The organism is Pseudomonas sp. GCEP-101 (assembly GCF_025133575.1).
GTDB lineage: Bacteria > Pseudomonadota > Gammaproteobacteria > Pseudomonadales > Pseudomonadaceae > Pseudomonas > Pseudomonas nitroreducens_B.
Map to the genome: position 1 here is coordinate 5,118,483 of NZ_CP104011.1, position 24,421 is coordinate 5,142,903.

Consider the following 24,421-nt stretch of genomic DNA (forward strand, 5'->3'; position numbering starts at 1 on the left):
GCAGTGCCCTGATCGTCATCGACATGCAGCGCGACTTCTGCGCCCCCGGCGGCTACGCCGACCAGGCGGGGCTGGAGATCGGCCGCCTGCGCGCACCGATCCCCGCCATCTCCCGCCTGCTGGACAGCGCCCGCGCCCAGGGCCTGTTGGTGGTGCACACCCGCGAAGGGCATCGCCCGGACCTCAGCGACCTGCACCAAAGCAAACGCCGCCGCGCCGAACAGGCCGGCGCGCCCATCGGCGCCCGCGGCCCGCTGGGCCGCCTGCTGGTGCGCGGCGAATACGGCCACGACCTGATCGACGAGCTGCGCCCGCTGGCCGGCGAGCCGGTGATCGACAAGCCCGGCTACAGCGCCTTCGCCTACACCGACCTGGACCTGCTGCTGCGCCGCCGCGGCATCGGCCATCTGGTGCTGTGCGGCGTGACAACCGAAGTCTGCGTGTCCTCCACGCTGCGCGCCGGGGTGGAACTGGGCTATGCCTGCACGCTGGTCAGCGATGCCTGCGGCTCGCCGAGCGCCGAGCTGCACGCCGCCGCCCTGGCGATGGTGGCGGTGGAAGGCGGGCTGTTCGGCCGCGTGCTGGACAGTCGTTCCGTGCTCGCCGAATGGGAGGAAAACCCGTGCCTGGCCTGAACCTTCCCGCGGTACCGCCCGCCTACCTCGGCGTCTGGCAACGCACCCTGCTGACCACCACGGCGGGCATCCACGACACCGGCACCCGCGTCTACTGGCTGCAGACCGAGCGCCTGTTCGCCGACCTGCGCATTCCGCTGCCGGCACCCGAAACGCCCGCGCAACTGGCCACCCAGGCCGGATTCGCCGGCATCACCGAGGTCACCGGGGATATCTGCCAGTGGCATCGGGCGATCGACTTCCAGCCGCCCAACGGCGGCGAGGACATCGGCCGCATGCACTTCGTCGACAGCGAAAAGGTGCTGGAAGACGGCCAGGACGGCAGCTACCACGAGGTCTGGGAACGCCTGCCGGAATCCCTTGGGCGCAACCGCGGCACCTGGCTGCTGGGCGCCGATGGCCGCCAGGGCTGCCTGCTGCTGGCCGGCGACTGCTTCCTGTTCGCCGCTGGACGGCGCCTGGCGCTGCCGCACGCCGAGTCCCTGGCCGCGCTGTTCGACGGAGACAACGCCGAGCTGCTGGATTTCGAACTGAGCTTTGGCCGTCACCAGGGCGGTGCGATGCCCTGGCAGATCGAGCTGAGCACCCTGCCCGCGCGCATCGCCGCCCGTCTGTTGCCCGCCGACGCCGATCCCGACCACCCCGACCTGCTGCGCGACGCCCGCTGGCTCAACCGCCTGGGCGCGAAGCCGCCGGCCGGTGGCTGGCAACCCTGCGAGCGGCCCCTATTCCCCGAAGTGGAGGTGACGCCATGACCGCCCACCAACCCCTGCCCCGCCCTGCCACGCAACCTGCCCGCCAGCGCTGGTGGGTGATCCGTGGCGAGCTGCCGCGCAGCGCCGTCTGGACCCTGGCCGCCGCCGGCCTGCTGCTGCCGTTGCTGCTGTGGTGGGCCTACAGCGCCGCCGGGCTGGCCAACCCGATGTTCTTCCCCGGCCCGGACGCGGTGCTGGCGCGCATCGGCCACTGGTGGAGCGACGAGGGTCTGGTCGGCGACATCGCCATCAGCGTCTACCGGGTCATGGCCGGCTTCCTCGCCTCCGCGGTGATCGCCCTGCCGCTGGGCCTGTACATCGGCACCTACCGCCCGGTGCAGGCCTTCCTCGAACCGCTCACCGACTTCATCCGCTACATGCCGGCGGTGGCGTTCATCCCGCTGGTGATGCTCTGGGTCGGCATCGACGAAGGCTCCAAGGTGCTGATTATCTTCATCGGCACCTTCTTCCAGATGGTGCTGATGGTCGCCGAGGACGTGCGCCGCGTGCCCCTGGCGCAGATCGAGGCGGCGCAGACCATGGGCGCCAACCGCGCCGAGATCATCCGCCTGGTGGTGCTGCCCTCGGCGCGCCCGGCATTGCTGGACACCCTGCGCATCACCTGCGGCTGGGCCTGGACCTACCTGGTGGTGGCCGAACTGGTGGCCGCCAACTCCGGCCTGGGCTACGCCATCCTGCGCGCCCAGCGCTACATGCAGACCGACAAGATCTTCGCCGGCATCCTGCTGATCGGCGTCATCGGCCTGCTCACCGACCAGGCGTTCCGCTGGCTCGGTCGGGTGGCCTTCCCCTGGATGAAGAGGTAAATCCGATGAGCCAGAACAAGATCGCCATCCGCCACGTCGACAAGGTCTTCAGCAGCCAGGGCCGGCAGGTGCAGGCGTTGCAGGACGTGAACCTGGACATCCGCGCCAACGAGTTCGTCACCTTCGTCGGCGCCTCGGGCTGCGGCAAGTCCACCCTGCTGCGCAGCATTGGCGGCCTGGAGCGCCACAGCGGCGGCGAGATCCTCGTCGATGGCCGCGCCGTGGACGGCCCCGGCATCGACCGCGCCATGGTGTTCCAGCACTACAGCCTGTACCCGTGGCTGCGGGTGATGGAGAACATCAAGTTCTGCCGCCGGCTCAAGGTGGTGTCCGACACCGTGCGCGGCGATGCCGACGTGGAGGTCGCCAGCGGCCGCGCCGACGCGCTGCTCAACCTGATGGGCCTCTCGGCCTTCGCCCAGGCCTACCCCAGCCAGCTCTCCGGCGGCATGCAGCAGCGCGTGGCGATCGCCCGCGCGCTTATGCCCAAGCCGCAGATCCTGCTGATGGACGAGCCCTTCGGCGCCCTGGACGCGCAGACCCGCGAGGTGATGCACGACCTGATCCGCCATGTGCACCGCCTGGAGAACAGCACCATCCTGTTCGTCACCCATGACGTCGAGGAAGCCATCTACCTGGGCGGCCGCGTGGTGCTGATGGCCCCGCGCCCCGGCCGCATCGACAGCGTCTACGAGGTGCCGTTGCCGGCCGAGCGCAACCAGGACATGAAGATGGCAACGGAATTCATCGCCCTGAAAAAGGAGATCCTCGCGCGCATCCGCGAGACCTCGGGCATGAGCACCGACCTGGAACTGCTGGAGCAACTGACCCGCACGGCAGCGCCGGTCTGAACAGCGAAAGGGGAAGCGGCGGAGCGGGTAGCTCCGCCATAAACCGCTCTCGGGTCTTGTGGACAGCCAGTCCTATCCGGCATCAAGCGGTTCGCGAGCAAGCTTGCTCCTACAGACAAGGTGCTTGAGGACCTGAATGTCCGCCCCTGAAAGTCATGCAAGTCGCCCGGTTCCGACTTCGAACCTCACCATTTCCCCTCTGCCCGGCAGCCTTCGCCGCAAAGCAGGACTGAACCTTCCCCTTCCTCGCCCCTGCGCTCTCACGCCAATCCTCGACTGATAGCTTCCAGCCTCCCGGCATGCCCGCAAGGCATGCGCACCTCGCTACCGGTGAGGCACCTCCTGTCCTCGTACCGGTAGCAGCCAGTGGTAATGAACCCAGCTCGAGGAACACGCGATGAGAGCACTGGCCTGTCTGGGCGACCAGACGACCTACGGCAAGATCATTTCCGCCACCAGCACCTGGCTGGAAGGCAACAAGCCCATTGCCCAAAAGGGCGACCTGGCCTGGTGCGGCAAATGCAATGGTGCCTTCCCCATCATCGGCACCGCCGATGACTGGTTTGAAGCCCAGCCCTACGTCGCCACGGGCGATCAGGTGGCCTGCAGTTGCCCGAACCACGTCGTGTACGGCTCCGCCACCCAGTACACCACCACCCAGGCGCAGATTCAGGAGCAGTACGCCGCCGCCCATCAGGCCGCCGACGCCCTCATTGCCGCACGTACCACGGCGCGCCCACAGGGCCCGTACTCAGGGCGCTTCCAGCTGATCGACCAGAAAACCGGCAAGCCCATCGCCGGGCGCAAGGTCAAGGTCTGGACCGACGACGGCTGGAGCGCCATCGAAACCACCGACGCAGAGGGCCAGACCGCCTGGGTCGATCGCGACACCCCGCAGCCCATCTACCTCGACCTCGTTTATGGAGATGAAGCATGAGCGATCAGCCAAGCCTCGGTCAGGGCAACCTGGAGTCGGGCGGGGTGAAAACTCCCATCCGAACCGGCCAACCCGAACTCGACCCGCAGGACAAAAAGGTGCTCTGCTCCGCCGTCTGCTATTGCAGCAGCACCCCCAATATCAGCCAGGACGGCAGGAACCTCAAACAAGCCTGCGTGGCCCAGCGGCTGGGGGAGTTGGATGAGATCCTTCAAAAGCGCAGCCCCTACAAACCCGAAGTCAGCTACGACATGACCAAGAACCCACCACAACCCATGCTGGACAGTCAGACCGGCAGCAGCCCCCATGGCTGGATACCGGGGTGGATCAGGAAGTACTGGGATGAAGACCCGGAGCATCCGCCGTTCAAGCCAGGAAAAGGGATGATTCGCCGCCCCGATGTAGTCATTGTCAAGGACCCGACCAAGCCGCCGACACGGGACAATATCAAGCAGGTCGTGGAGATGAAGTTTCCGCCAGATCCAGCCAGCAATGAGCAGAAGGATGCTTACGCAGAAATTACTCAGGATGATCAGAAAGTCGTTGTACTGAAAGCCACTGAATGTGATTGCAATCAACAGGAGCAGGAGACGAAGATTTCAACCAAGGAGCTTGGTTGGGCCGCGACAGTGGCAGGAGCAATTATGTTCATCATTACCCGTGGCAAAAGTCGCATCCCTCAGACCATTCCAGCCTATTGAACTCCGAGGAGCACACCATGAAACATCCATTTGATCTAGCTGCAGAGTTAACTAAACAACCTCATCTGGTAGAAATGCCCGGCAACCTGCTGATGAAAGGTGGACGAGAAGACTACGTCGGAGCCGTACTTTGTCTGCGAGGCACCCTCTATTTCAGAGATGCTCATACACAGCTCGTACGTGAAGCCTTGTGTCAGTGTTTCGATGAATTTAATAAGTTTTCAGAACCCCACCTAACTTGGTTATGGCGTGAAGAACCTCCTCAAGGAGATCCATTAGTACAATACTCCAAGGCCAACTCCCTGCGCGATATGATTTCTCAGATGGATGAAGATGACCACTTAAGCTTTTACTATATCAACGGAAAACAATCCTGTGACGCCGGCGCTTGGCTCTTCGAGATTTATGGCAAGCGTGCGTGGCAAGCTAACATGGGGAACAGCCTTAGTGTATTAGAGTTTTCCGTTCCTCTTTTGTACCAAGAACAACACCCACTGAGCTTTCTGCAGTTGTTCTTCGAGTTTTCTCGACGGCTAAAGCCAGAACAAGGATATGCCGGCCATGCCTTCAATCTTTCTGTTAACAAACGGGATGATAACGAGCCAACCGAAGCCTTCATGGCTGACCGCATGTTAGGTCTGGATGTAGGCACTGCTGCACTACTGGCTAATCGACCCCAGTTCAAATTCCCCAAAATAAAAACCGTCAGTTGGCTGACCCTGCTCGATCAGGAACGCCTCAATCTGGCTGGCGGCCTGGACGCCCTGCGCAGCCAATTGCCCCCCAGCCACTTCGCTTTCTACGACTACGGCGGCGGCGTGATCATCCAATCAGGCGCCTATCCCTATCTCGCTGGCGACACCGAAGACCCCAAGCCCGCGCCCTATGTGCTGCTGAACCATCTGCTCAAAGGCATTCGCTACGAAACCGTCGGCTCGCTGCATGGCGGCTCCCACGATGGTGAATACCGCCTGGTCGGCTGGTCCGCCGATCAGTGGCTCAAGCGGTTGGACGTGCAAGACTTCGAGATTCCGGATTATCAGCACAAACTCCTGGCTAATGAGCCGCCCCTGACAGCGGAAAACTGCCTGATGAAGGAGCGAATCCAGGGCGAACGAGGGTAGGTGGAGCTTTAAAAAGCGGCGGAGCGGGTAGCCCCGCCGTTGTGCCGGGCCTGTTGCCCGAAACGGAGTGCGCCAGGAGGCGCGAGGGAGACGGCCTGCCGGGAGCGGGTAGCTCCACCCGGGGGCTGGCGGGCCGGTGGCCGCGGTGGCGGCCTTGAAGCTGGCCGGGAGCGCCCGGTAAGGCGCTCCCGGCACGGTCGTCAGCCGATGGTCATCAGGCTGGCGTTGCCGCCGGCAGCGGCGGTGTTGACACTCAGGGCACGCTCGATCAGCAGGCGTTCCAGCGGGATGTCGGTCTCCCCGCGGTTCAGCCCGGTGACGCCGACGATGGCGCCCTTGCGCTGGCTGGCCAGTTCGCAGACCGCGCGCAGCTGGTCGGAATCGCCGTGGTGCAGGATGGCGTCGAACACCTTGTCGGTCGCGCTCCAGTCAGCGACCAGCTCGATGCGCTGGGCGACTTCCTTCGGCAGTTCCTTGACCACGGCGGCGTTGGACTCGGCCACCAGCGGACGGCTGCCCACGCTGAGCACCGCGGCCAGCTGGGCCAGCAGGTCGGCACGGTCTTCCGCCAGGCACAGCACGTGTTCGCGCGGCAGCAGCGTGTAGGTGTTGCGTTCGCCGGTCGGGCCGGTGAGCACCTGCTGGGTGAAGCTTTGAGCCAGCTCGCCGTAGCCGCTGAGCAGGCTCGCCAGGGCGGCGTCCTTCTGCCCGGCCCACTTGGCCAGGGCTTCCACGGCCTGCTGGGCGTCCTTCGGACGCGGCAGCGCCTGGGCGCCATCGCCCTTGAGCTGGTTGGCCACCGCATCCTGCGGGCGGGTCGAGAGCAGGCGGTACAGGTACAGCGGGCCACCAGCCTTCGGACCGGTGCCGGACAGGCCCTCACCGCCGAAGGGCTGCACGCCGACCACCGCGCCCACCACGTTGCGGTTGACGTAGAGGTTGCCGACATGGGCGGTGCCGACGACCTGGGCGATGGTCTCGTCGATGCGGGTGTGCACGCCCAGGGTCAGGCCGTAGCCGGATTCGTTGATCTGCGCGAGCAACTGGTCCAGGTCGGCGCGCTGGTAGCGCACCACGTGCAGCACCGGGCCGAAGATTTCGCGCTTGAGTTCGCTGAAGCTGTCCAGCTCGATCAAAGTCGGCACGACGAAGGTGCCGCGCTTGATTTCCTCGGCGTCCAGGCGGGCGCTCTGGAACACCTTGCGGCCTTTGTCGCGCATGGCCTGGATGTGCTTGTCGATGTTGGCCTTGGCTTCCTCGTCGATCACCGGACCGATGTCGGTGTGCAGGCGCTCCGGCGCGCCGACGCGGTACTCGGCCATGGCGCCCTTGAGCATCTGCACCACGCGGTCGGCGGCGTCTTCCTGCACGCACAGCACGCGCAGCGCGGAGCAGCGCTGGCCGGCGCTGTCGAAGGCGGAGTTGACCACGTCCACCACCACCTGCTCGGCCAGCGCCGAGGAGTCGACGATCATCGCGTTGAGGCCGCCGGTCTCGGCGATCAGCGGGATGGTGCGGCCCTGGGCGTCGAGGCGGCCGGCGATGTTGCGCTGGAGGATGCCGGCCACTTCGGTGGAGCCGGTGAACATCACGCCGCGCACGCGCTCATCGCCCACCAGGCGGGCGCCGACGGTCTCGCCACGGCCCGGCAGCAGTTGCACGGCGCCAGCCGGCACGCCGGCTTCCAGCAGGATGCGCACGGCCTGCGCGGCGATCAGCGGCGTCTGCTCGGCGGGCTTGGCCAGCACGGTATTGCCAGCGGCCAGGGCGGCGGCCACCTGGCCGCTGAAGATCGCCAGCGGGAAGTTCCACGGGCTGATGCACACCACCGGGCCCAGCGGGCGGTGGCTGTCGTTGGCGAAGTGGGTGCTGGCCTGGGCGCCGTAGTAGCGCAGGAAGTCCACCGCCTCGCGCACTTCGGCGATGGCGTTGGCGAAGGTCTTGCCCGACTCGCGCACCAGCACGCCCATCAGCGACTGGATCTCGGCCTCCATCAGGTCGGCAGCGCGCTGCAGGATGGCGCCGCGCTCGGCCGGCTGGGTGGACTGCCAGATCTGCGCGCTGGAGAGTGCACCGAGGATGGCGTTGTTGACGTCGGCTTCGCTGGCCTCGCGAACGTGGCCCACCACGTCACGGTGGTCGGCGGGGTTGCGCACCGGCTGCGGCTCGCCCGGCGCGGCGTCGGCCAGGCCCAGCCTCGGCTCGGCGAGGTAGGCGTGGTTGGTGCTAGACAGCAGCGCCGAGGACAGCGAGCCCAGGCGGTGCTCGTTGGCCAGGTCGATGCCGGCGGAGTTCAGCCGGGCCTCGCCATAGAGGTCACGCGGCAGCGGGATGCGCGGGTGCGGCAGGCCCAGGGTGCCTTCCTGCGCGGCCATCTGCTCGACCTGCAGCACCGGGTCCAGCACCAGGTCCTGCAGGGAGATGCTGTGGTCGGCGATGCGGTTGACGAAGGAGGTGTTGGCGCCGTTTTCCAGCAGGCGGCGCACCAGGTACGCCAGCAGGGTCTCGTGGCTGCCCACCGGTGCGTAGATGCGGCACGGACGGTTGAACTTGCCGTCGGCGACCTTGCCCACCACCTGCTCGTAGAGCGGCTCGCCCATGCCGTGCAGGCACTGGAACTCGTACTGGCCGGGATAGTAGTTCTGCCCGGCCAGCTGGTAGATGGCCGACAGCGAGTGGGCGTTGTGGGTGGCGAACTGCGGGTAGATGGATTCCGGCACCGCCAGCAGCTTGCGCGCGCACGCCAGGTAGGAGACGTCGGTGTACGGCTTGCGGGTGTAGACCGGGTAGCCTTCCAGGCCGTTTACCTGGGCCAGCTTGATCTCGCTGTCCCAGTAGGCGCCCTTCACCAGGCGAATCATGAGGCGGTGACGGCTGCGCTTGGCCAGGTCGATCACGTAGTCGATCACGTACGGACAGCGCTTCTGGTAGGCCTGGATGACGAAGCCGATGCCGTTCCAGCCGGCCAGCGACGGCTCGAAGCACAGGCGCTCGAGCAGGTCGAGGGAGATTTCCAGGCGGTCGGCTTCCTCGGCGTCGATGTTGATGCCGATGTCGTAGTCGCGGGCCATCTTCACCAGGCCGAGCACGGTCGGGTACAGCTCGTCCATCACCCGGTCGTACTGGGCACGGCTGTAGCGCGGGTGCAGCGCGGAGAGCTTGATCGAGATGCCCGGGCCTTCGTAGATACCGCGGCCGTGGGAGGCCTTGCCGATGGCATGGATGGCCTGTTCGTAGGAAGCCAGGTAGCGCTTGGCGTCCTCATCGGTCAGCGCGGCTTCGCCGAGCATGTCGTAGGAGTAGCGGAAGCCCTTGGATTCCATGTTGGCCGCGTTGGCCAGGGCCTCGGCGATGGTCTCGCCGGTGACGAACTGCTCGCCCATCAGGCGCATCGCCATGTCCACGCCCTTGCGGATCAGCGGCTCGCCGGACTTGCCGATGATGCGGTTGAGCGCCGAGGACATGCCGGCCTCGGTGTGGGTCGACACCAGCTTGCCGGTGATCAGCAGGCCCCAGGAGGCCGCATTGACGAACATCGACGGGCTCTGGCCCAGGTGCTGGCTCCAGTTGCCGTTGCTGATCTTGTCGCGGATCAGCGCGTCACGGGTGGCCTTGTCCGGAATGCGCAGCAGCGCCTCGGCCAGGCACATCAGCGCCACGCCTTCCTGGGACGACAGGGAGAACTCCTGCAGCAGACCCTGCACCAGGCCCTGGCGGCCACCGGCATTCTTCTGGTTGCGCAGTTTTTCGGCGATGCCCAGGGCCATCTTGCTGGCGGCGGCGGCCTGCTCCTTCGGCAGACGGGCCAGGTCCAGCAGCATCGGCAGCGCCTCGGTTTCAGGGCGGCGGTAGGCGGCGGTGATGGCCGCGCGCAGCACCGACTGCGGCAGGATGCTTTCAGCGAAATCGAGGAAGACCTGCAGCCCTTGTTCGTTCAGCGCATCCAGCGATTCCTCGCCCGCCGCGGCAGCGAGACCGGATTGCTCGGCCGGGGTCAGCCCGCCTTCCACCTGCTCCAGGTAGGAGAAGATGGCCTGCTTGATCAGCCAGTGCGGGGTACGGTCGAGTTGCTGGGCAGCCAGCTTGAGGCGCTCGCGGGTGGCGTCGTCGAGCTTCACGCCAAGGGTGGTGGTGGCCATGGGGCTTCCTGTTGTTAGAAGGTGTGCCTGAAAAACGGCGCAAGGTTATACCGCCGAATCGCAAGGTGCAACCAGGTGCAACCCAATAAAAACAAGCGGTTGGTCGTACGCGCAAATCCGGTGCAACCGGTGACATTTCCCACACACGGCGCTACCAAACGGAGCACGGCCACGCGCTCGCCCGGCGACAAGTCGCGAGGAGCGGCCGGACGGCAGGAGGAAAGCAGTGTTCGTGCCAGGGTTGAAAAAGGTGCAACCCTTCGGTTTTGCGGGGGAAGACCGGTGCGCAGGACAACCCCGCGAAAGCCTCGCCGGGGATGGAGCCCCGTCGGCCCCGCCGACGAGGTCGCGGGCGTGGCCCGCTCCTACACGCACCGCCACCCCTGTAGGAGCGTGCCATGCACGCGATCGCGGACGGAGTCCGCTCCTACGCCTGGGCCGACCTGTAGGAGCGAGCTTGCTCGCGAACCCGCACAACGCCGGCCCTGCCGGCGGATCGCGGGCGTGGCCCGCTCCTACACGAACCGCCCCCCTGTAGGAGCGTGCCATGCACGCGATCGCGGACGAAGTCCGCCCCTATGCCAAGGCTGGCCAGTAGGAGCGAGCTTGCTCGCGAACCCGCACAACGCCGGCCCTGCCGGCGGGTCGCGGGCGTGGCCCGCTCCTACACAAGCGCCAGCCCACCTGTAGGAGCGTGCCATGCACGCGATCGCGGACGAAGCCCGCTCCAACGCCGACTGTAGGAGCGAGCTTGCTCGCGAACCCTGCGGCGCGCGCCTTTTTCCTGATTGCACCGGAACCAGCGGATTCCGCCGCGAGGCATTTCGCGGGCGTGGCCCGCTCCTACAGGGTGGCGTCTCCCGCCGGGCGCAGGATCAGGCAGCCCAGGGGCGGCAGGTCCAGCGCGAGGGATTGGGTCTGCCCGTGGGATTCATGCGGGTCGCTCTCCAGGGTTCCGCGGCTACCGGCGCCGGAGCCGCCGAAGGCGTCGGCGTCGCTGTTCAACAGCACCTCCCAGTGCCCGGCCAGGGGGACGCCGACACGGTAGTGCGGGCGTGGCACCGGGGTGAAGTTGTGCACCACCAGCAGCGGCGCGCCGTCGCCAGCCAGGCGCAGCCAGGCGAACACGCTGTTGAGCGAGTCGTCGCCGATCAGCCAGTGGAAGCCCTCGGCGCGGTCGTCGAAGGCATGCAGCGCCGGCTCCTCGCGCAGCAGGCGGTTGAGTTCGCGGACCAGCGCCTGGGTGCCGAAGTGCTCTGCATAGCGCAACAGGTACCAGTCCAGCTGGCCGTCATGGTCCCACTCCCGCCACTGGCCGAACTCGCAGCCCATGAACAGCAGCTTCTTGCCCGGGTGCGTCCACATCATCGAGAGGAACAGCCGCAGGTTGGCGAATTGCTGCCAGCGGTCGCCCGGCATCTTGCCCAGCAGCGAGCCCTTGCCATGCACCACTTCGTCGTGGGAGATGGGCAGGATGAAGTGCTCGCTGAAGGCGTAGAGCAGGCCGAAGGTCAGCTTGTGGTGGTGGTAGCCGCGGTTGATCGGGTCCTCGTGGATGTACGAGAGGCTGTCGTGCATCCAGCCCATGTTCCACTTGTAGGCGAAGCCCAGGCCGCCCTCTTCCGTCGGCCGGCTGACGCCCGGCCAGGCGGTGGATTCCTCGGCGATGACCAGCGCGCCCGGCGCTTCGGTGTGGACGACGGCGTTGAGGTGGCTGAGGAATTCGATGGCTTCGAGGTTCTCCCGGCCACCGTGGCGGTTGGGGATCCACTCGCCCTCCTTGCGCGAATAGTCGCGGTAGAGCATCGAGGCCACGGCATCCACGCGCAGCCCGTCGACGTGGTATTCGCGCAGCCAGTGCAGCGCCGAGGCCAGCATGAAGCCATGCACCTCGTTGCGCCCCAGGTTGTAGATGTAGGTATCCCAGTCCTGGTGGAAGCCTTCGAAGGGATGCGCGTACTCGTACAGCGAGGTGCCGTCGAAGTGCGCCAGGCCATGGGCGTCGGTGGGGAAATGCGCCGGCACCCAGTCGAGGATCACACCGATGCCGGCCTGGTGGCAGCGATCGACGAAGCGGGCGAAGTCCGCCGGGCTGCCGTAGCGTGCGGTGGGGGCGAACAGCGAGAGCGGCTGGTAGCCCCAGGAGCCGCCGAAGGGGTGCTCCATGATCGGCATCAGCTCGATATGGGTGAAGCCCAGGTCGGTGATGTAGGGGATCAACCGGTCGGCCAGCTCGTCCCAGGTGGGCGCGCGGTTGTCCACCCACTGCCAGGAGCCGGCATGCAATTCGTAGATCGACAGCGGCCGATCATGGCCCTGGCGCTCGCCGCGCTGGCGCATCCAGTCGTCATCCTGCCAGGCGAAGGGCGTCGGGTCCGGCACCCGCGAGCCGGTGGCCGGCGGCATTTCGGTGGCCAGCGCCATCGGGTCGGCCTTGAGCGGCAGCAAGCCGTCCTGCCCCAGCAGTTCGTACTTGTAGACCTCACCCGGCTGCAGGCGCGGGATGAACAGCTCCCACACCCCCGCCGGGTAACGCAGGCGCATCACGTGGCGGCGGCCGTCCCAGCCGTTGAAGTCGCCCACCACCGACACCCGCCGGGCATTGGGCGCCCACGCGGCGAAGCGCACGCCGGGCACGCCCTCGTGTTCCATCACCTGGGCGCCGAAGCACTTGCCGAGCTGGCGGTGATTGCCCTCGGCGAACAGGTAGAGATCCAGCTCGCTCAAGGACGGACCGAACGCATAGGGGTCTTCGGTGACCTGCTCGTGCTCCGGCCAGTGGATGCGCAGGCGGTATGGCGTCTTCTGCGGCAAGCGGGCGATGAACAGGCCGCTGGCGTCCACCGACTCCATGGCGGCGAGGAACTCGTCGCGGGGCGACAGCAATTCCACCGCCAGCGCGCCGGGCAGCCACACGCGCACCAGCTCGCCGTCTTCATCGCGGTGTGGGCCGAGGAAGGCGAAAGGGTCGGCGTGATCGGCACGCTGCAGGTGGTCCAGGTCGCTACGCGGGGTCATGTACGTCCTCCAATCAGATGTCGTGCCAATTCGAATAGTCCTTGCAGGGGTACTTCCAGCCAGTCCGGGCGGTGGCCGGCTTCGTAGAGCACTTCGTAGGCGGCCTTTTCCAGGCTGAACAGGGCCAGTGCCGCGCCCTCGCCTTCGCGGCCATGCCATTCATGCGGCAGGTCGACCGCCGCGGCGCGGTATGCCTCGAGGAAGGCGTCGCGGGCCTCGCGGCGGTAACGCAGGGCCAACTCGCCACGGGCCGCCTGCACCTCCGCGGGCGCCTCGGTGCCCTGGGCGCTGCGCAGGGCCATGGCGGCGGCGTAATCGAAGGAGCGCAGCACACCGGTCACGTCCTTCAGCGGGCTGTGGCGCTGGCGGCGCTCGGCCAACGGACGATTCGGCTCGCCTTCGAAGTCGATGAGGTAGGCGTCGCCCTGCACCACCAGCACCTGCCCGAGGTGCAGGTCGCCGTGGACGCGGATCATCACCCCGCCCTCGGCCAGCCGCGCCAGGTTGCCGACCGCCTGCAGCAGTTCGCCGCGTTTTTCCTGCAGCCAGTCGAGCATCACGCCACCGCGCTCATCCAGATGCTCGCGCGTGCGCTGCGCCGCTTCCAGCGCCTGCTCGAGCTGCGCGCCGATGCTGCTGGTCCAGATCGCGCTGTCGGCGGCGGCGCTGCGGTGCAGGCCGAAATCCGGCTCGTCGGTGGCCTCGGCCAGCAGTTGGTGCATCTCGCCCAGGCGCTGGCCGAACTTGCCGGCGAACAGGCGCAGCTCTGCCATCGGGTCGAATTCCGGCTCGGGCGTTTCCACGCCGGGCAGCAGGCCGTCGCGCATGGCGCGCTCCAGCTGGTTGAGCGTCCAGCTCCAGGCATCGCCCTGGTTGCTCAGGTAGCCCTGCAGCAGCATCAGGGTGTGCGGCTGGCCCTGGGCGTCGATGCGGCGCACCTCGCCCAGCAGCGGTGCGATGTTGGCGAAGCCGCGCCGGCTGAGATAGCCGCCCATTTCCGCCTCCGGATGCACGCCGGGGAAGACCCGGCGCAGCAGCTTGAGCAGCAGGCGATTGCCGATCAGCGCGGAGCTGTTCGACTGCTCGACGCCCAGCACGCGGATGTCGGCTTCGTCGTCGATGTCCGCGTGCTGCGCCAGCCCTGCTTGCGGCAGGAATTGCAGCTCGCCGGCGGGGCCCTGGAGGGTCGCCGCCTGGCGCAGCTGGTTGAGGATCAACCGGCTGAAGCGCGGCAGGCTGAAGGCATCGGTGAGCAACCCCACGCGGCGCCCCCGGCGCAGGCGCGCCAGGGCCAGTTGCTGCGGCAGGTCGTGGCCGGCGCTGGATTTCTCCGGCACCGCAGCCAGCGGCAGCTGGTAATGCTCAGCGCCCTCGCCCCCATTGACCTCGACTTCTGCCACCAGCGGCGCGGCATCGTCCTCGGTCAGCGGCATGGCATACAGCAGATGGGCGCTGCCCGCCTCCAGGCGCCCGGCGGCGAACCAGCGGCGCTTGGGCAGGTAGCGCGGCAGCGAGTCGTTCTCCAGCAGCTCGCGCGGGGCGCCATTCATGATCTCGCCCAGGCGCTGGGCCAGCACCAGGGTCGGCAGTTCGGGCATGCGCTCCACCGGCTTAACGTGCCAGGCCGGCATCTGCTGGCTGTCGGCCAGGTAGAACCAGTAGAAGCCATAGGGCGGCAGGGTCAGCAGATAGGTCATGCGGCCGATGGGCGGGAAGGACGAGCCACCGAGCATCTCCACCGGCACCCGGCCGTCGAACGCCGCGAGGTCCAGCTCCACCGCCTGGGCGGCATTGGACAGGTTGGCCACGCAGAGGATGGTGTCTTCGCTGGCGTCCTCGCCCTCGGGCTTGTACTGGCGCAGGTAGGCGAGGATGCGCCGGTTCGGCGGAGACAGCATGGTGATGCTGCCACGGCCGAAGGCCTTCTGCTGCTTGCGGATGCCGAGCATGCGCCGGGTCCAGTTGAGCAGCGAATGGGGGTCGCGGGCCTGGGCCTCGACGTTGACGCTCTGGTAGCCGTAGAGCGAATCGAGGATCGGCGGCAGCACCAGGCTGGCCGGGTCGGCGCGGGAGAAGCCGCCGTTGCGGTCCATCGACCACTGCATGGGGGTGCGCACGCCGTCGCGGTCGCCCAGGTAGATGTTGTCGCCCATGCCGATCTCGTCGCCGTAGTACAGGGTCGGCGTGCCGGGCATGGACAGCAGCAGGCTGTTGAGCAGTTCGATGCGCCGGCGGTCGCGCTCCACCAGCGGCGCCAGGCGGCGGCGGATACCCAGGTTGATGCGCGCGCGGCGGTCGGCGGCGTAGTAGTTCCACAGGTAGTCGCGCTCGTCGTCGGTGACCATCTCCAGGGTCAGCTCATCGTGGTTGCGCAGGAAGATCGCCCACTGGCAGTTGTCGGGGATGGCCGGGGTCTGGCGCAGGATGTCGGTGATCGGGAAGCGGTCTTCCTGGGCGATGGCCATGTACATGCGCGGCATCAGCGGGAAGTGGAAGGCCATGTGGCATTCGTCGCCGGGGCCGCCGTCGGTTCCACCGAAATACGGGCGGGTGTCTTCCGGCCACTGGTTGGCCTCGGCCAGCAGCATGCGGTCCGGGTAGTGGGCGTCCAGTTCGGCGCGGATGCGCTTGAGCACCACGTGGGTCTCGGGGAGGTTCTCGTTGTTGGTGCCTTCGCGCTCGATCAGGTAGGGGATCGCATCCAGGCGCAGGCCGTCCACGCCCAGGTCCAGCCAGTAGCGCATCACCCCGAGCACCGCGCGCAGCACCTGCGGGTTGTCGAAGTTGAGATCCGGCTGGTGCGAGTAGAAGCGGTGCCAGAAGTACTGCCCGGCCACCGGGTCCCAGGTCCAGTTGGACTGCTCGGAGTCGATGAAGATGATCCGCGTCTGGTCGTACTTGCTGTCGTCGTCGGACCACACGTACCAGTTGCGCGCCTGGGAGCCCTTCTTCGCCCGCCGCGCGCGCTGGAACCAGGGATGCTGGTCGGAGGTGTGGTTGATCACCAGTTCGGTGATGACCCGCAGGCCGCGCTCGTGGGCCGCGTCGATGAAGCGGCGGGCATCGGCCAGGGTGCCGTAGTCCGGGTGCACGCCCTTGTACATGGCGATGTCGTAGCCGTCGTCGCGACGTGGCGAGGGGTAGAACGGCAGCAGCCAGAGGGTGTTCACGCCCAGCTCGGCGATGTAGTCGAGCTTCTCGATCAGCCCGCGAAAATCGCCGATGCCGTCGTTGTTGGCGTCGAAGAAGGATTTGACGTGCAACTGGTAGATGACCGCGTCCTTGTACCAGAGCGGGTCATCGAGAAAGGGGCGGGTCTTGCGCTTGGCCATGGTCGCAATCCTTCAGGTTCAGGTCTCGGGGTGCAGGCGCCAGATGCCGAACGGCAGGTGCCAGGGCTCGATGCGCATCCACTGGCGCTTGCCGTGCCAGGTCCAGCGGTGGCCGTTCATCAGGTCCTCGCCACCCATGGGCGCGTCATCGGGCAGGCCGAACTCCCACAGCGGCAGTTCGAAGTCGGCTTCCTGGGCGTTGTGCGGGTCGAGGCTGACCGCCACCAGAATGAAGTTGGAGAGGTCCGCGGTGCGCTTGCCGAACAGCAGGATGTTGTCGTTGAACGCGCGGTAGGCCTGGAAGCCCAGGTGGCTGTGCAGCGCCGGGTTCTCGCGGCGGATGCGGTTGAGCCGGGTGATCTCGCCGACGATGTTGCCGGGCGCGTGGTAGTCGCGCTGGCGCAGCTGGTACTTCTCCGAATCGAAATACTCCTCCTTGCCCGGCACCGGGTCGGCCTCGCACAGTTCGAAGCCCGAGTACATGCCCCATAGCCCCGACCCCATGGTCGCCAGCGCCGCGCGGATGAGGAAACCGGGGCGCTCGGAGCGCTGCAGGAAATACGGGTTGATGTCCGGCGTATTGACGAAGAAGTTCGGCCGGTAGCAGTCGCGCAGCGGCGCCTGGTTCAGCTCGCCGAGATACTCCTCCAGCTCCTGCTTGGTATTGCGCCAGGTGAAGTAGGTGTAGCTCTGGCTGAATCCGACCTTGCCCAGGCGCGCCATCATCGCCGGGCGGGTGAACGCCTCGGCGAGGAAAATCACCTGCGGGTGCTCGCGCCGCACCTCGGCGATCAGCCATTCCCAGAACGGCAGCGGCTTGGTGTGCGGGTTGTCCACGCGGAACAGGGTCACGCCCTGCTCCACCCAGCCCAGCACCACGTCGAGCAGGCCGAGCCAGAGGTCGGGCACCGCGTCCGGCGCGTAGAAATCGACGTTGACGATGTCCTCGTACTTCTTCGGCGGGTTTTCCGCATGGCGGATGCTGCCGTCTGCGCGCCAGCTGAACCAGCCGGGGTGCTCGCGCAGCCAGGGGTGGTCCGGCGAGCACTGGATGGCGAAGTCCAGGGCGACTTCCAGGCCGTGCTCGCGGGCGGCATCCACCAGTTCGCGGAAGTCCGCCAGGGTGCCCAACTGCGGGTGCACCGCGTCATGGCCGCCCTCCTCGCTGCCGATGGCATAGGGGCTGCCGGGGTCGCCCTCGCCCGCCTGGAGGCTGTTGTTGCGGCCCTTGCGGTGGGTGCGGCCGATGGGATGGATCGGCGGGAAATACAGCACGTCGAAGCCCATGGCGGCGATGTCCGGCAGGCGCCTGTGCACATCGGCGAAGGTGCCGTGCTGGCCGGGCACCGCGCTCTCCGAACGCGGGAACAGCTCGTACCAGCTGGCGAATTCGGCCAGGGGGCGTTCCACGTCCAGCTCGAAGGTCAGGCTGCGGGTGAGAAAGGGCCGGTGCTCGGCGCGCTGCATCAGCTCCAGGGTGCGCGGCGCCATGAAGAGTCCGAAGCGTGCTTCGCGGCTCTGGCTGTCCTGCAGCTCGCGGACGATCTCGCCCAGCTCCGCCTCGCAGTCGTCCGGCGCCGTCTGCAGCACCTTGTGCAACAGTTCGATGCCTTCGCGAAACTCGAGGTCCACCACCTGCCCGGCGGCGTACTTTTTCTCCAGCTCGTAGCGAAAGCTCGCGTAGCTGTCGATCCAGGCCAGCACGATGAACTCGGTGCGGCCGACCTGGGTAGGGGTGATGTGCGCTTCCCAGTGATCGTTGCCGATCGGCAGCAAAGGCGTTTTCTGCCAGGGCTGCCCCTTGCCTTCACGCCAGGCGACCTCGGCGGCCAGCTTGTCGTGGCCATCGCTGAATATCCGTGCGTGGATGCGCGACGCGCGGTGGCTGATGGCCTTGGCGGCAAAGCGGCCGCTCTCCAGGCGCGGCTCCACGTCCTCGATGACGATGCGCGCCTCATTGGCGGCGGCTTCAGCCCGGCTGGCGGGGTTCTCCAGTTCCATCGCGGCGCCCTCCTCGCGGCGGTGCGCGCCCCCTGGCGCGCTCATGGTGGATTGGCGAGCTACAGGGGGTTGGAAGCGGCGGAGGTCCGGCAAGTTCAGGCTAATTGCACCGACGGTTCGCTCAGGACGTCTTGCGCCTGGCCGCGCCCTTGCTGGCGGGCTTGCTGGCCGGGCTCTTCTTCGCCGGCGCGCTGGCGGCCGTGCGCTTCTTGCCATCGCCCTTGAGGCTGCGTTTGAGCAGTTCGGTGAGGTCGATGATGTCGGCGCCTTCCCCGCCCTTGGCTTCGGCTTCCGGCACCTGGGCCAGTTGCCCCTTGGCGGCCTTCTGTTCCACCAGGCGGTGGATTTCCTCGCTGAAGGTGTCCTCGTATTCCGCCGGTTGCCACTGGCCGGTCATGTCCTTGACCAGGCGTTCGGCCATCTCCGCCTCGCGCTTGTCCAGCTTGACCTTGTCCAGCGCCAGGCCCAGTTCGTCCACCTCGCGCACATCCGCCGGCCAGCGCAGGGTCATCAGCAGGATCGCCTCGCCCTCCTCGCGCAGCATCGCCAGGTGCTGGCGGCTGTGCATCACCAACTGGCAGACCGCGGCCTTGCCGGTCTTCTTCAGGGTATCGCGCAGCAGCACGTAGACCTTCTCACCGCGCTTCTCCGGCGTCAGATAGTACGGCGAGTCGTAGAACGGCACGGGGATCTCCTCGATATCGATGAAGCTGAGGATGTCGATGGTCTGGGTCGCCTCCGGCCGCGCGGCGCGGATTTCCTCCTCGCTGATCACCACATAGCGCCCCTTCTCCAGCTCCACGCCCTTGACGATGTGCTCCTTGGGCACCTCCTTGCCGGTGATCTTGTTCACCCGCTTGTATCCCACCGGCTCCAGGCTGCGCTCGTCCAGCCAGTCGAAGTCGGTGCCGCTGGAACGCGAGGCGCTGTTGAGCGCCACGGGGATGTGCACCAGGCCGAAGCTGATGGCGCCCTTCCAGATCACACGGGCCATGGGCAGTCCTCCTGCAGGGTCACGCCGTCGTCGAAATGCACGCGGCCTTCGCCGTCGATATCGCGCACCCGTTCGAGCATGCGCTGCGCTGCCGCCTCGGCCTCGGCGCCGTTGCGGCTACCCGGCGCGTAGACCCAGAGCACCTCCACCGCCGCGCCTTCGCGGCTGACCTGGTACTCGATCAGGCCGGTGTAGCGGCCCTGCTCGACCATCGCATCGGTCCAGGCGCAGGCCTGGGGAAATTCACGGAACATCGCGGTCCTCCCGCTGCTGTTCGTTGATGGAAAGGCGCTCGGCCCGGCGCTCGCCGGCATGGGGCAGGCAATGCAGCACCAGCAGCGCCAGCAAGGTGCCGAGCACGGCGGTCGCCGAATGCCCCAGGCCAACGCTGATGCCGATGGCGGTGCTCAGCCACAGACCGGCCGCCGTGGTCAGCCCCTTTACATCGGAGGCGCGGCTGCCCTTGAGGATCGTCCCCGCGCAGAGGAACCCGATGCCGGCGGCGATGCCCTGGATCACGCGGCTGACGGCGTCCGCCTCCGTACTGCCTTCGCGGATCGCCATCACGAACAGCGCCGCGCCCAGCGTCACCAGCATGTGGGTGCGCAGGCCGGCGGCCTTGCCCTTGCTCTCGCGCTCATAGCCCAGCACGCCACCCAGCAGCACCGCCAGCGACAGGCGCAGCGAGGCGCGGGTGATCTGCTCGACTTCGCTGAGGTCGGAGAACTCGGCGACCAGCGTCGCCCAGATGCGCTCCAGTAGGTCCATGTCCGGCTCGTGTGGCGGCCCCGATATCAGTCCAGACCGGCGCGAAGGCAATTTGGTTTGCTCAATTTTCCCAACGGCGCACAACCGCTCGGCGGAAAGTCCGCCGATGTGTCGTGAAAGCCGCAGGTTGCGTGGTCCATGACTCAAACCCCGGCCACCCACCGGCCGTGCATCGTGCAACCTGCAAAGGAGACCGCGGATGAGCGACGACCCCGAGAGTTTCGCCAATGCCTATCAAAGCGCCCTCGTGGAGGTGGCCCTGCCCGCCTTCGCCCGCGCCAGCGAATTCGCCCGCGAACACGGCCTGGAATGCACCGTGGAGCTGCTCGAAGGCCGCCGCCACCTACCGGAGCTGAGCCTGAAAGTGCGGGGGTCCTGCCATGACCCGGAGTGCGTGTGCCGCATCACCGCCGACCCGCAGACCCAGCGCCTGTGCCACGAGAACCGTTGCGGCGACAGCGAAGCCGACGTGCAGCAGGTGATCGGCTCGCTCGCCTCGCTCAACGAAATGGTGCTCGACACCCGCCTGCTGGAATTCTTCCAGAGCTCCTTCGCCCTGCACCTGGACTACGCGTCCAGCCGGCATGCGGGAGGGTTCTGGTAGCCATCGGGCTTTCAGCGGAGGCCGTGAGCCCCGCCGGCGCTGGCGGGGTTGCCCATCGCCAGCGCCCCGCCCCTCAACCTCCGCAAACCGCCGGGCGCGCGCTCCAGCCCATGCGCACTTCGGGGTGCCCGGTGTGTGCGTCCTGGCGTTCTTCCAGCACCACGAAGCCGTGCCGCTGATAGAAGGCGACGGCGCCGGCGTTGGCCGAATAGACCGCCAGCTCGAGCATGGGCAGGTGGATCTTCGCGTCGCTGAGCAGGTGCGAGCCCAGGCCGCGGCCCTGGCATTCGGGGGCGACGAACAGCGCGGCCAGTGCGCCGTCGTGCAGGCTGTAGAAACCGCTCACCCGGCCGTCGCTCTCGAGGACGCGCGACGCGGCGGCGGGCAGGTAGACGTTGCGCATGTCCTGCAGGCGTTGCTGCCAGAAATCGCTCTCGATGAAGCCGTGGGCCTGTTGCGAGGCGCGCAGCCAGATATCCAGCACGCAGTCCATGTCGTCGTCGCGAAAGTCACGGATCAGCATCGGCAGTCTCCCGGTCTTTGAAGTGCTCATGGCGTGGCGGGCGGCATCCTACACAAAGCGATCACCGCTGCGCTGCCCCGCGAACTGCCACCAATCGTCGCACCTTCTTATTGTGGTCCCGTGGGCACCTTCCAGATGTCCTGGGCGTATTCGCGGATGGTGCGGTCAGACGAGAACCAGCCGACCCGCGCGGTGTTGAGCATAGAAGCTTTCCACCAGCGCGAGGGTTTTCTCCACAGCTGTTCGACGCGCTCCTGGGCGTCCCAGTAGGCGTCGAAGTCCGGGCAGACCATGAAGCGGTCGTCGAAGCGCAGGCTGTCCACCAGCGCGGTGTAGCGCTGCGGGTCGTCCGGCGAGAATACCCCGCTGCTCACCGCCATCAGCGCTTCCTGCAGGCGCGGCGAACTGGCGATCTCGTTGTGCATCGCCAGCTCCCCCGCCCGCTTGCGCGCTTCCACCTGCTGCGCCTTGAGGCCGAAGATGAACATGTTCTCCGGGCCGATGCGCTCGCACATCTCGACGTTGGCGCCGTCGAGGGTGCCGATGGTCAGCGCGCCGTTGAGCGCGAACTTCATGTTGCTGGTGCCGGAAGCCTCCAGGCCCGCCGTGGAGATCTGCTCGGAAAGGTCCGCCGCGGGGATGATCGACTCGGCCAGGCTGACGTTGTAGTTGGGGATGAACACCACCTTGAGCAGCCCGCGCACGGTGGGGTCGGCGTTGACCGTGCGGCTGATGTCGTTGGCCAGCTTGATGATCAGCTTGGCCAGCACGTAGCTGGGCGCGGCCTTGCCGGCGAAGATCTTCACCCGCGGCACGCGTTCGGTGGTGGGGTCGCTGCGGATGTCCTGGTACAGCGCCACGGTGTGCAGCAGGTTGAGCAGTTGCCGCTTGTATTCGTGGATGCGCTTGACGTGCACGTCGAACAGGGCGTCCGGGTCGACGCGCAGGCCCATGCGCTCCTCGATCAGGGCCGCCAGGCGCTGCTTGGCGTTGCGCCGCTGCTGGGCGAAGCGCTGGCGCACGGCGGACTTCTCGGCATGGGCGGCGAGGTCGCGCAGGCGGTTCTCGGGGTCGTCCAGCACGTCCTCGCCCAGGGTTTCCACCAGCAGTTCGGTCAGCTCGGGGTTGGTCTGGAACAACCAGCGGCGGAAGGTCACGCCGTTGGTCTTGTTGCTGATGCGGTTGGGGTAGAGCCGGTGCAGGTCGCGGAACACCGTTTCGCGCATCAGCTCGGTGTGCAGCGCGGAGACGCCGTTGACGCAGTGCGAGCCGAGGAACGCCAGGTTGCCCATGCGCACGCGGCGGCCGTGGTCCTCCTCGATCAGCGACACCGAGCGCAACAGGCTGAAGTCGTGGATGTCCTTGGCGCGCAGGGCGTCGATGTGGAAGGCGTTGATCAGGTAGATGATCTGCATGTGGCGCGGCAGCAGGCGTTCCATCAGCCCCACCGGCCAGGATTCCAGCGCCTCCGGCAGCAGGGTGTGGTTGGTGTACGACAGGGTCGCCACGGTCAGTTCCCAGGCGTCGTACCAGTCCAGCCCGCGTTCGTCCAGCAGCAGGCGCATCAGCTCGGCCACGGCAATCGCCGGGTGGGTGTCGTTGAGCTGGATGGCCACGCGCTCGGGCAGGCTGTAGACATCCTCGCCCTTGCCCAGGTGACGCTGCATCAGGTCCTGCAGCGAGGCGGCGACGAAGAAGTACTCCTGGCGCAGGCGCAGTTCCTGCCCGGCTTCAGTGCTGTCCGCCGGGTAGAGCACGCGGGAGATGCTCTCCGCGCGCACGGTGTCGGCCACCGCGCCCAGGTGGTCGCCGGCGTTGAATCGGTCGAGCTTGAGGGTGTCCTCGGCGCGGGCGCGCCATAGCCGCAGGGTGTTGACGCTGGCGGTGCGCCAGCCGACCACCGGCATGTCGTAGGCCACCGCACGCACGCGCTCCAGGGGCTCCCAGCGCTGGCGCTCGACGCCATTGGCGTCCGGCTCGCTGTGGACGATGCCGCCGAAACCGACGCTGTAGGTCGATTCGGGCCGTTCGAATTCCCAGGGGTTGCCGAAGTCCAGCCAGGTTTCGGTGTGTTCCAGTTGCCAGCCGTCGCCGATCACCTGCTTGAACAGCCCGTGCTCGTAGCGGATGCCGTAGCCGTGGGCGGGGATGTCCAGCGTCGCCATGCTCTCCATGAAGCACGCCGCGAGGCGCCCGAGGCCGCCGTTGCCCAGTGCCGCGTCAGGCTCCAGCAGGCGGATGCGCTCCAGGTCCACGCCCAGTTCCGAGAGCGCCTGGCGCGCCACGTCGAGCAGGCCGAGGTTGCTCAGGTTGTCGATCAGCAGGCGGCCAATGAGGAATTCCAGGGACAGGTAGTAGACGTGCTTGCGCGCGCTGCGATCGATGGCGCGGGTGGTCTCTTCCCAGTTGTCCACCTGGTACTTGCTGGTGGCCAGGGCCACGGCCTCGAACCAGTCATGGTCGAAGGCGTCGGAGGGGTCCTTGCCCACCGCGTAGCGCAAACGGGTGAGCACGGCGTGCTTGAAGGTTTCGACTGCCGACTGATCGGGCATGCTGTCCAGGGCCATTGCCGCCTCCTTATGTGTCGGTGACTGGTCGCCAATGAGGCACGGAGCGCGAAACGCCCCAGTGCATCTGTCCGCGCAGAAAACAGGTAGTTCAGACCTTTTCTCCCATTGGCGCGGCCCGCTCATCAGAAACGCCGAACGATTGGCGACGAGTGGTTTCTCCCCCATGTGGGCCTTTTCCAGGCCGGGCGCGCCAGAGCGCCGCAGACACCACCATGCACAGACAGGAGAACCGCCATGCCAAGGGGCAGCAAAGACAAGTACACCGACAAGCAGAAGCGCAAGGCCGAGCACATCGAGGAAAGCTACGAGAACCGCGGCGTCTCCAAGGACGAAGCCGAAGCCCGCGCCTGGGCCACGGTCAACAAGCAGTCCGGCGGCGGCGAGCGCAGCGGCGGCTCGGGGCAGAAGAAGAGCGCGCCGGCCAAGGCCGCCTCGCGCCGCAGTTCGGCCAAGCGCGCCGTGGCCACCAAGCACGGCGTGCCCCGGCCGGACCAGTCGCTGGAATCGATGACCAAGGCCGAGCTGCTCAACCGCGCCCGCACCCGGCACATCGCCGGCCGTTCGAGCATGCGCAAGCAGCAGCTGATCGACGCCCTGCGCAAGGCCGCCTGAGCCACGCACCAGCCACCTATCCCCCACGCA

The 24,421-nt window shown here is 67.0% G+C and carries 18 protein-coding genes; 9 read left to right on the forward strand and 9 right to left on the reverse strand.

Features of this window, described 5'->3' with window-relative positions; all coding sequences use genetic code 11:
• Positions 1–23 precede the first annotated feature (23 nt).
• The 7 genes from N0B71_RS23250 to N0B71_RS23280 all read left to right on the forward strand — a co-directional run bounded on the left by N0B71_RS23250 (position 24) and on the right by N0B71_RS23280 (position 5,830).
• On the forward strand, positions 24–635 hold the full coding sequence (locus N0B71_RS23250) for a cysteine hydrolase family protein (protein WP_311197255.1): 612 nt from the start codon (positions 24–26) through the stop codon (positions 633–635).
• The gene (locus tag N0B71_RS23255) at positions 623–1,390 is read left to right on the forward strand and encodes a hypothetical protein (protein ID WP_259755164.1); all 768 of its coding nucleotides are present in this window, start codon (positions 623–625) and stop codon (positions 1,388–1,390) included. Before N0B71_RS23250 ends, N0B71_RS23255 begins: the two co-directional genes overlap by 13 nt.
• Positions 1,387–2,217, forward strand: a complete 831-nt coding sequence (locus tag N0B71_RS23260; RefSeq protein ID WP_259755165.1) for an ABC transporter permease — start codon at positions 1,387–1,389, stop codon at positions 2,215–2,217. Before N0B71_RS23255 ends, N0B71_RS23260 begins: the two co-directional genes overlap by 4 nt.
• Before the next feature lie 5 nt (positions 2,218–2,222).
• The gene (locus tag N0B71_RS23265) at positions 2,223–3,068 is read left to right on the forward strand and encodes an ABC transporter ATP-binding protein (protein ID WP_259755166.1); all 846 of its coding nucleotides are present in this window, start codon (positions 2,223–2,225) and stop codon (positions 3,066–3,068) included.
• A gap of 397 nt (positions 3,069–3,465) precedes the next feature.
• Positions 3,466–4,005, forward strand: a complete 540-nt coding sequence (locus N0B71_RS23270) for a PAAR domain-containing protein (protein WP_259755167.1) — start codon at positions 3,466–3,468, stop codon at positions 4,003–4,005.
• On the forward strand, positions 4,002–4,706 hold the full coding sequence (locus N0B71_RS23275) for a VRR-NUC domain-containing protein (RefSeq protein ID WP_259755168.1): 705 nt from the start codon (positions 4,002–4,004) through the stop codon (positions 4,704–4,706). The genes N0B71_RS23270 and N0B71_RS23275 overlap by 4 nt, the downstream gene beginning before the upstream one ends.
• A gap of 17 nt (positions 4,707–4,723) precedes the next feature.
• Positions 4,724–5,830 carry a DUF3396 domain-containing protein gene (locus N0B71_RS23280; RefSeq protein WP_259755170.1) on the forward strand — a complete coding sequence of 369 codons (1,107 nt, stop codon included), beginning with the start codon at positions 4,724–4,726 and terminating at the stop codon, positions 5,828–5,830.
• Between the two features lie 200 nt (positions 5,831–6,030).
• Here N0B71_RS23280 and putA read toward each other — a convergent pair whose 3' ends face one another.
• The 7 genes from putA to N0B71_RS23315 all read right to left on the reverse strand — a co-directional run bounded on the left by putA (position 6,031) and on the right by N0B71_RS23315 (position 20,082).
• A complete protein-coding gene (putA, locus tag N0B71_RS23285; protein WP_259755171.1) occupies positions 6,031–9,969 on the reverse strand; it encodes a trifunctional transcriptional regulator/proline dehydrogenase/L-glutamate gamma-semialdehyde dehydrogenase in 3,939 nt (1,312 codons plus the stop codon).
• An 843-nt stretch (positions 9,970–10,812) separates the two neighbouring features.
• Entirely contained in the window at positions 10,813–12,987 is a 2,175-nt protein-coding gene (glgB, locus tag N0B71_RS23290; RefSeq protein ID WP_259755173.1) for a 1,4-alpha-glucan branching protein GlgB, read from the reverse strand.
• On the reverse strand, positions 12,984–16,319 hold the full coding sequence (gene treS, locus N0B71_RS23295; protein ID WP_259755175.1) for a maltose alpha-D-glucosyltransferase: 3,336 nt from the start codon (positions 16,317–16,319) through the stop codon (positions 12,984–12,986). The genes glgB and treS overlap by 4 nt, the downstream gene beginning before the upstream one ends.
• Positions 16,320–16,337: 18 nt before the next feature.
• Positions 16,338–18,320 carry an alpha-1,4-glucan--maltose-1-phosphate maltosyltransferase gene (locus N0B71_RS23300; RefSeq protein ID WP_259755177.1) on the reverse strand — a complete coding sequence of 661 codons (1,983 nt, stop codon included), beginning with the start codon at positions 18,318–18,320 and terminating at the stop codon, positions 16,338–16,340.
• A 121-nt stretch (positions 18,321–18,441) separates the two neighbouring features.
• Positions 18,442–19,314: a non-homologous end joining protein Ku gene (gene ku / locus N0B71_RS23305; RefSeq protein ID WP_259755179.1), complete on the reverse strand. Its 873-nt coding sequence runs from the start codon at positions 19,312–19,314 to the stop codon at positions 18,442–18,444.
• A complete protein-coding gene (locus tag N0B71_RS23310) occupies positions 19,302–19,568 on the reverse strand; it encodes a hypothetical protein (protein ID WP_259755181.1) in 267 nt (88 codons plus the stop codon). The genes ku and N0B71_RS23310 overlap by 13 nt, the downstream gene beginning before the upstream one ends.
• Positions 19,558–20,082 carry an MgtC/SapB family protein gene (locus N0B71_RS23315; RefSeq protein WP_259755183.1) on the reverse strand — a complete coding sequence of 175 codons (525 nt, stop codon included), beginning with the start codon at positions 20,080–20,082 and terminating at the stop codon, positions 19,558–19,560. Before N0B71_RS23315 ends, N0B71_RS23310 begins: the two co-directional genes overlap by 11 nt.
• Positions 20,083–20,281: 199 nt before the next feature.
• Between N0B71_RS23315 and N0B71_RS23320 the strand changes: the two genes are divergently transcribed.
• The gene (locus tag N0B71_RS23320) at positions 20,282–20,686 is read left to right on the forward strand and encodes a hypothetical protein (RefSeq protein ID WP_259755185.1); all 405 of its coding nucleotides are present in this window, start codon (positions 20,282–20,284) and stop codon (positions 20,684–20,686) included.
• A gap of 73 nt (positions 20,687–20,759) precedes the next feature.
• Here N0B71_RS23320 and N0B71_RS23325 read toward each other — a convergent pair whose 3' ends face one another.
• Both N0B71_RS23325 and N0B71_RS23330 read right to left on the reverse strand, forming a co-directional pair.
• Positions 20,760–21,206 (reverse strand): GNAT family N-acetyltransferase, encoded by a 447-nt coding sequence (locus N0B71_RS23325; protein WP_259759664.1) that lies wholly within the window; start codon positions 21,204–21,206, stop codon positions 20,760–20,762.
• Between the two features lie 110 nt (positions 21,207–21,316).
• On the reverse strand, positions 21,317–23,776 hold the full coding sequence (locus N0B71_RS23330; RefSeq protein WP_259755186.1) for a glycogen/starch/alpha-glucan phosphorylase: 2,460 nt from the start codon (positions 23,774–23,776) through the stop codon (positions 21,317–21,319).
• A gap of 237 nt (positions 23,777–24,013) precedes the next feature.
• Between N0B71_RS23330 and N0B71_RS23335 the strand changes: the two genes are divergently transcribed.
• A complete protein-coding gene (locus N0B71_RS23335; protein WP_259755187.1) occupies positions 24,014–24,391 on the forward strand; it encodes a Rho termination factor N-terminal domain-containing protein in 378 nt (125 codons plus the stop codon).
• Positions 24,392–24,421 lie beyond the last annotated feature (30 nt).

Excerpts from the sequence above, each read along its gene's own strand:
- N0B71_RS23250 (WP_311197255.1), top strand. The coding sequence starts at position 24 with ATGCAGCGCGACTTCTGCGCCCCCGGCGGCTACGCCGACCAGGCGGGG.
- N0B71_RS23260 (WP_259755165.1), top strand. The coding sequence starts at position 1,387 with ATGACCGCCCACCAACCCCTGCCCCGCCCTGCCACGCAACCTGCCCGC.
- N0B71_RS23265 (WP_259755166.1), top strand. The coding sequence starts at position 2,223 with ATGAGCCAGAACAAGATCGCCATCCGCCACGTCGACAAGGTCTTCAGC.
- N0B71_RS23270 (WP_259755167.1), top strand. The coding sequence starts at position 3,466 with ATGAGAGCACTGGCCTGTCTGGGCGACCAGACGACCTACGGCAAGATC.
- N0B71_RS23275 (WP_259755168.1), top strand. The coding sequence starts at position 4,002 with ATGAGCGATCAGCCAAGCCTCGGTCAGGGCAACCTGGAGTCGGGCGGG.
- N0B71_RS23280 (WP_259755170.1), top strand. The coding sequence starts at position 4,724 with ATGAAACATCCATTTGATCTAGCTGCAGAGTTAACTAAACAACCTCAT.
- putA (WP_259755171.1), bottom strand. The coding sequence starts at position 9,969 with ATGGCCACCACCACCCTTGGCGTGAAGCTCGACGACGCCACCCGCGAG.
- glgB (WP_259755173.1), bottom strand. The coding sequence starts at position 12,987 with ATGACCCCGCGTAGCGACCTGGACCACCTGCAGCGTGCCGATCACGCC.
- treS (WP_259755175.1), bottom strand. The coding sequence starts at position 16,319 with ATGGCCAAGCGCAAGACCCGCCCCTTTCTCGATGACCCGCTCTGGTAC.
- N0B71_RS23300 (WP_259755177.1), bottom strand. The coding sequence starts at position 18,320 with ATGGAACTGGAGAACCCCGCCAGCCGGGCTGAAGCCGCCGCCAATGAG.
- ku (WP_259755179.1), bottom strand. The coding sequence starts at position 19,314 with ATGGCCCGTGTGATCTGGAAGGGCGCCATCAGCTTCGGCCTGGTGCAC.
- N0B71_RS23310 (WP_259755181.1), bottom strand. The coding sequence starts at position 19,568 with ATGTTCCGTGAATTTCCCCAGGCCTGCGCCTGGACCGATGCGATGGTC.
- N0B71_RS23315 (WP_259755183.1), bottom strand. The coding sequence starts at position 20,082 with ATGGACCTACTGGAGCGCATCTGGGCGACGCTGGTCGCCGAGTTCTCC.
- N0B71_RS23320 (WP_259755185.1), top strand. The coding sequence starts at position 20,282 with ATGAGCGACGACCCCGAGAGTTTCGCCAATGCCTATCAAAGCGCCCTC.
- N0B71_RS23330 (WP_259755186.1), bottom strand. The coding sequence starts at position 23,776 with ATGGCCCTGGACAGCATGCCCGATCAGTCGGCAGTCGAAACCTTCAAG.
- N0B71_RS23335 (WP_259755187.1), top strand. The coding sequence starts at position 24,014 with ATGCCAAGGGGCAGCAAAGACAAGTACACCGACAAGCAGAAGCGCAAG.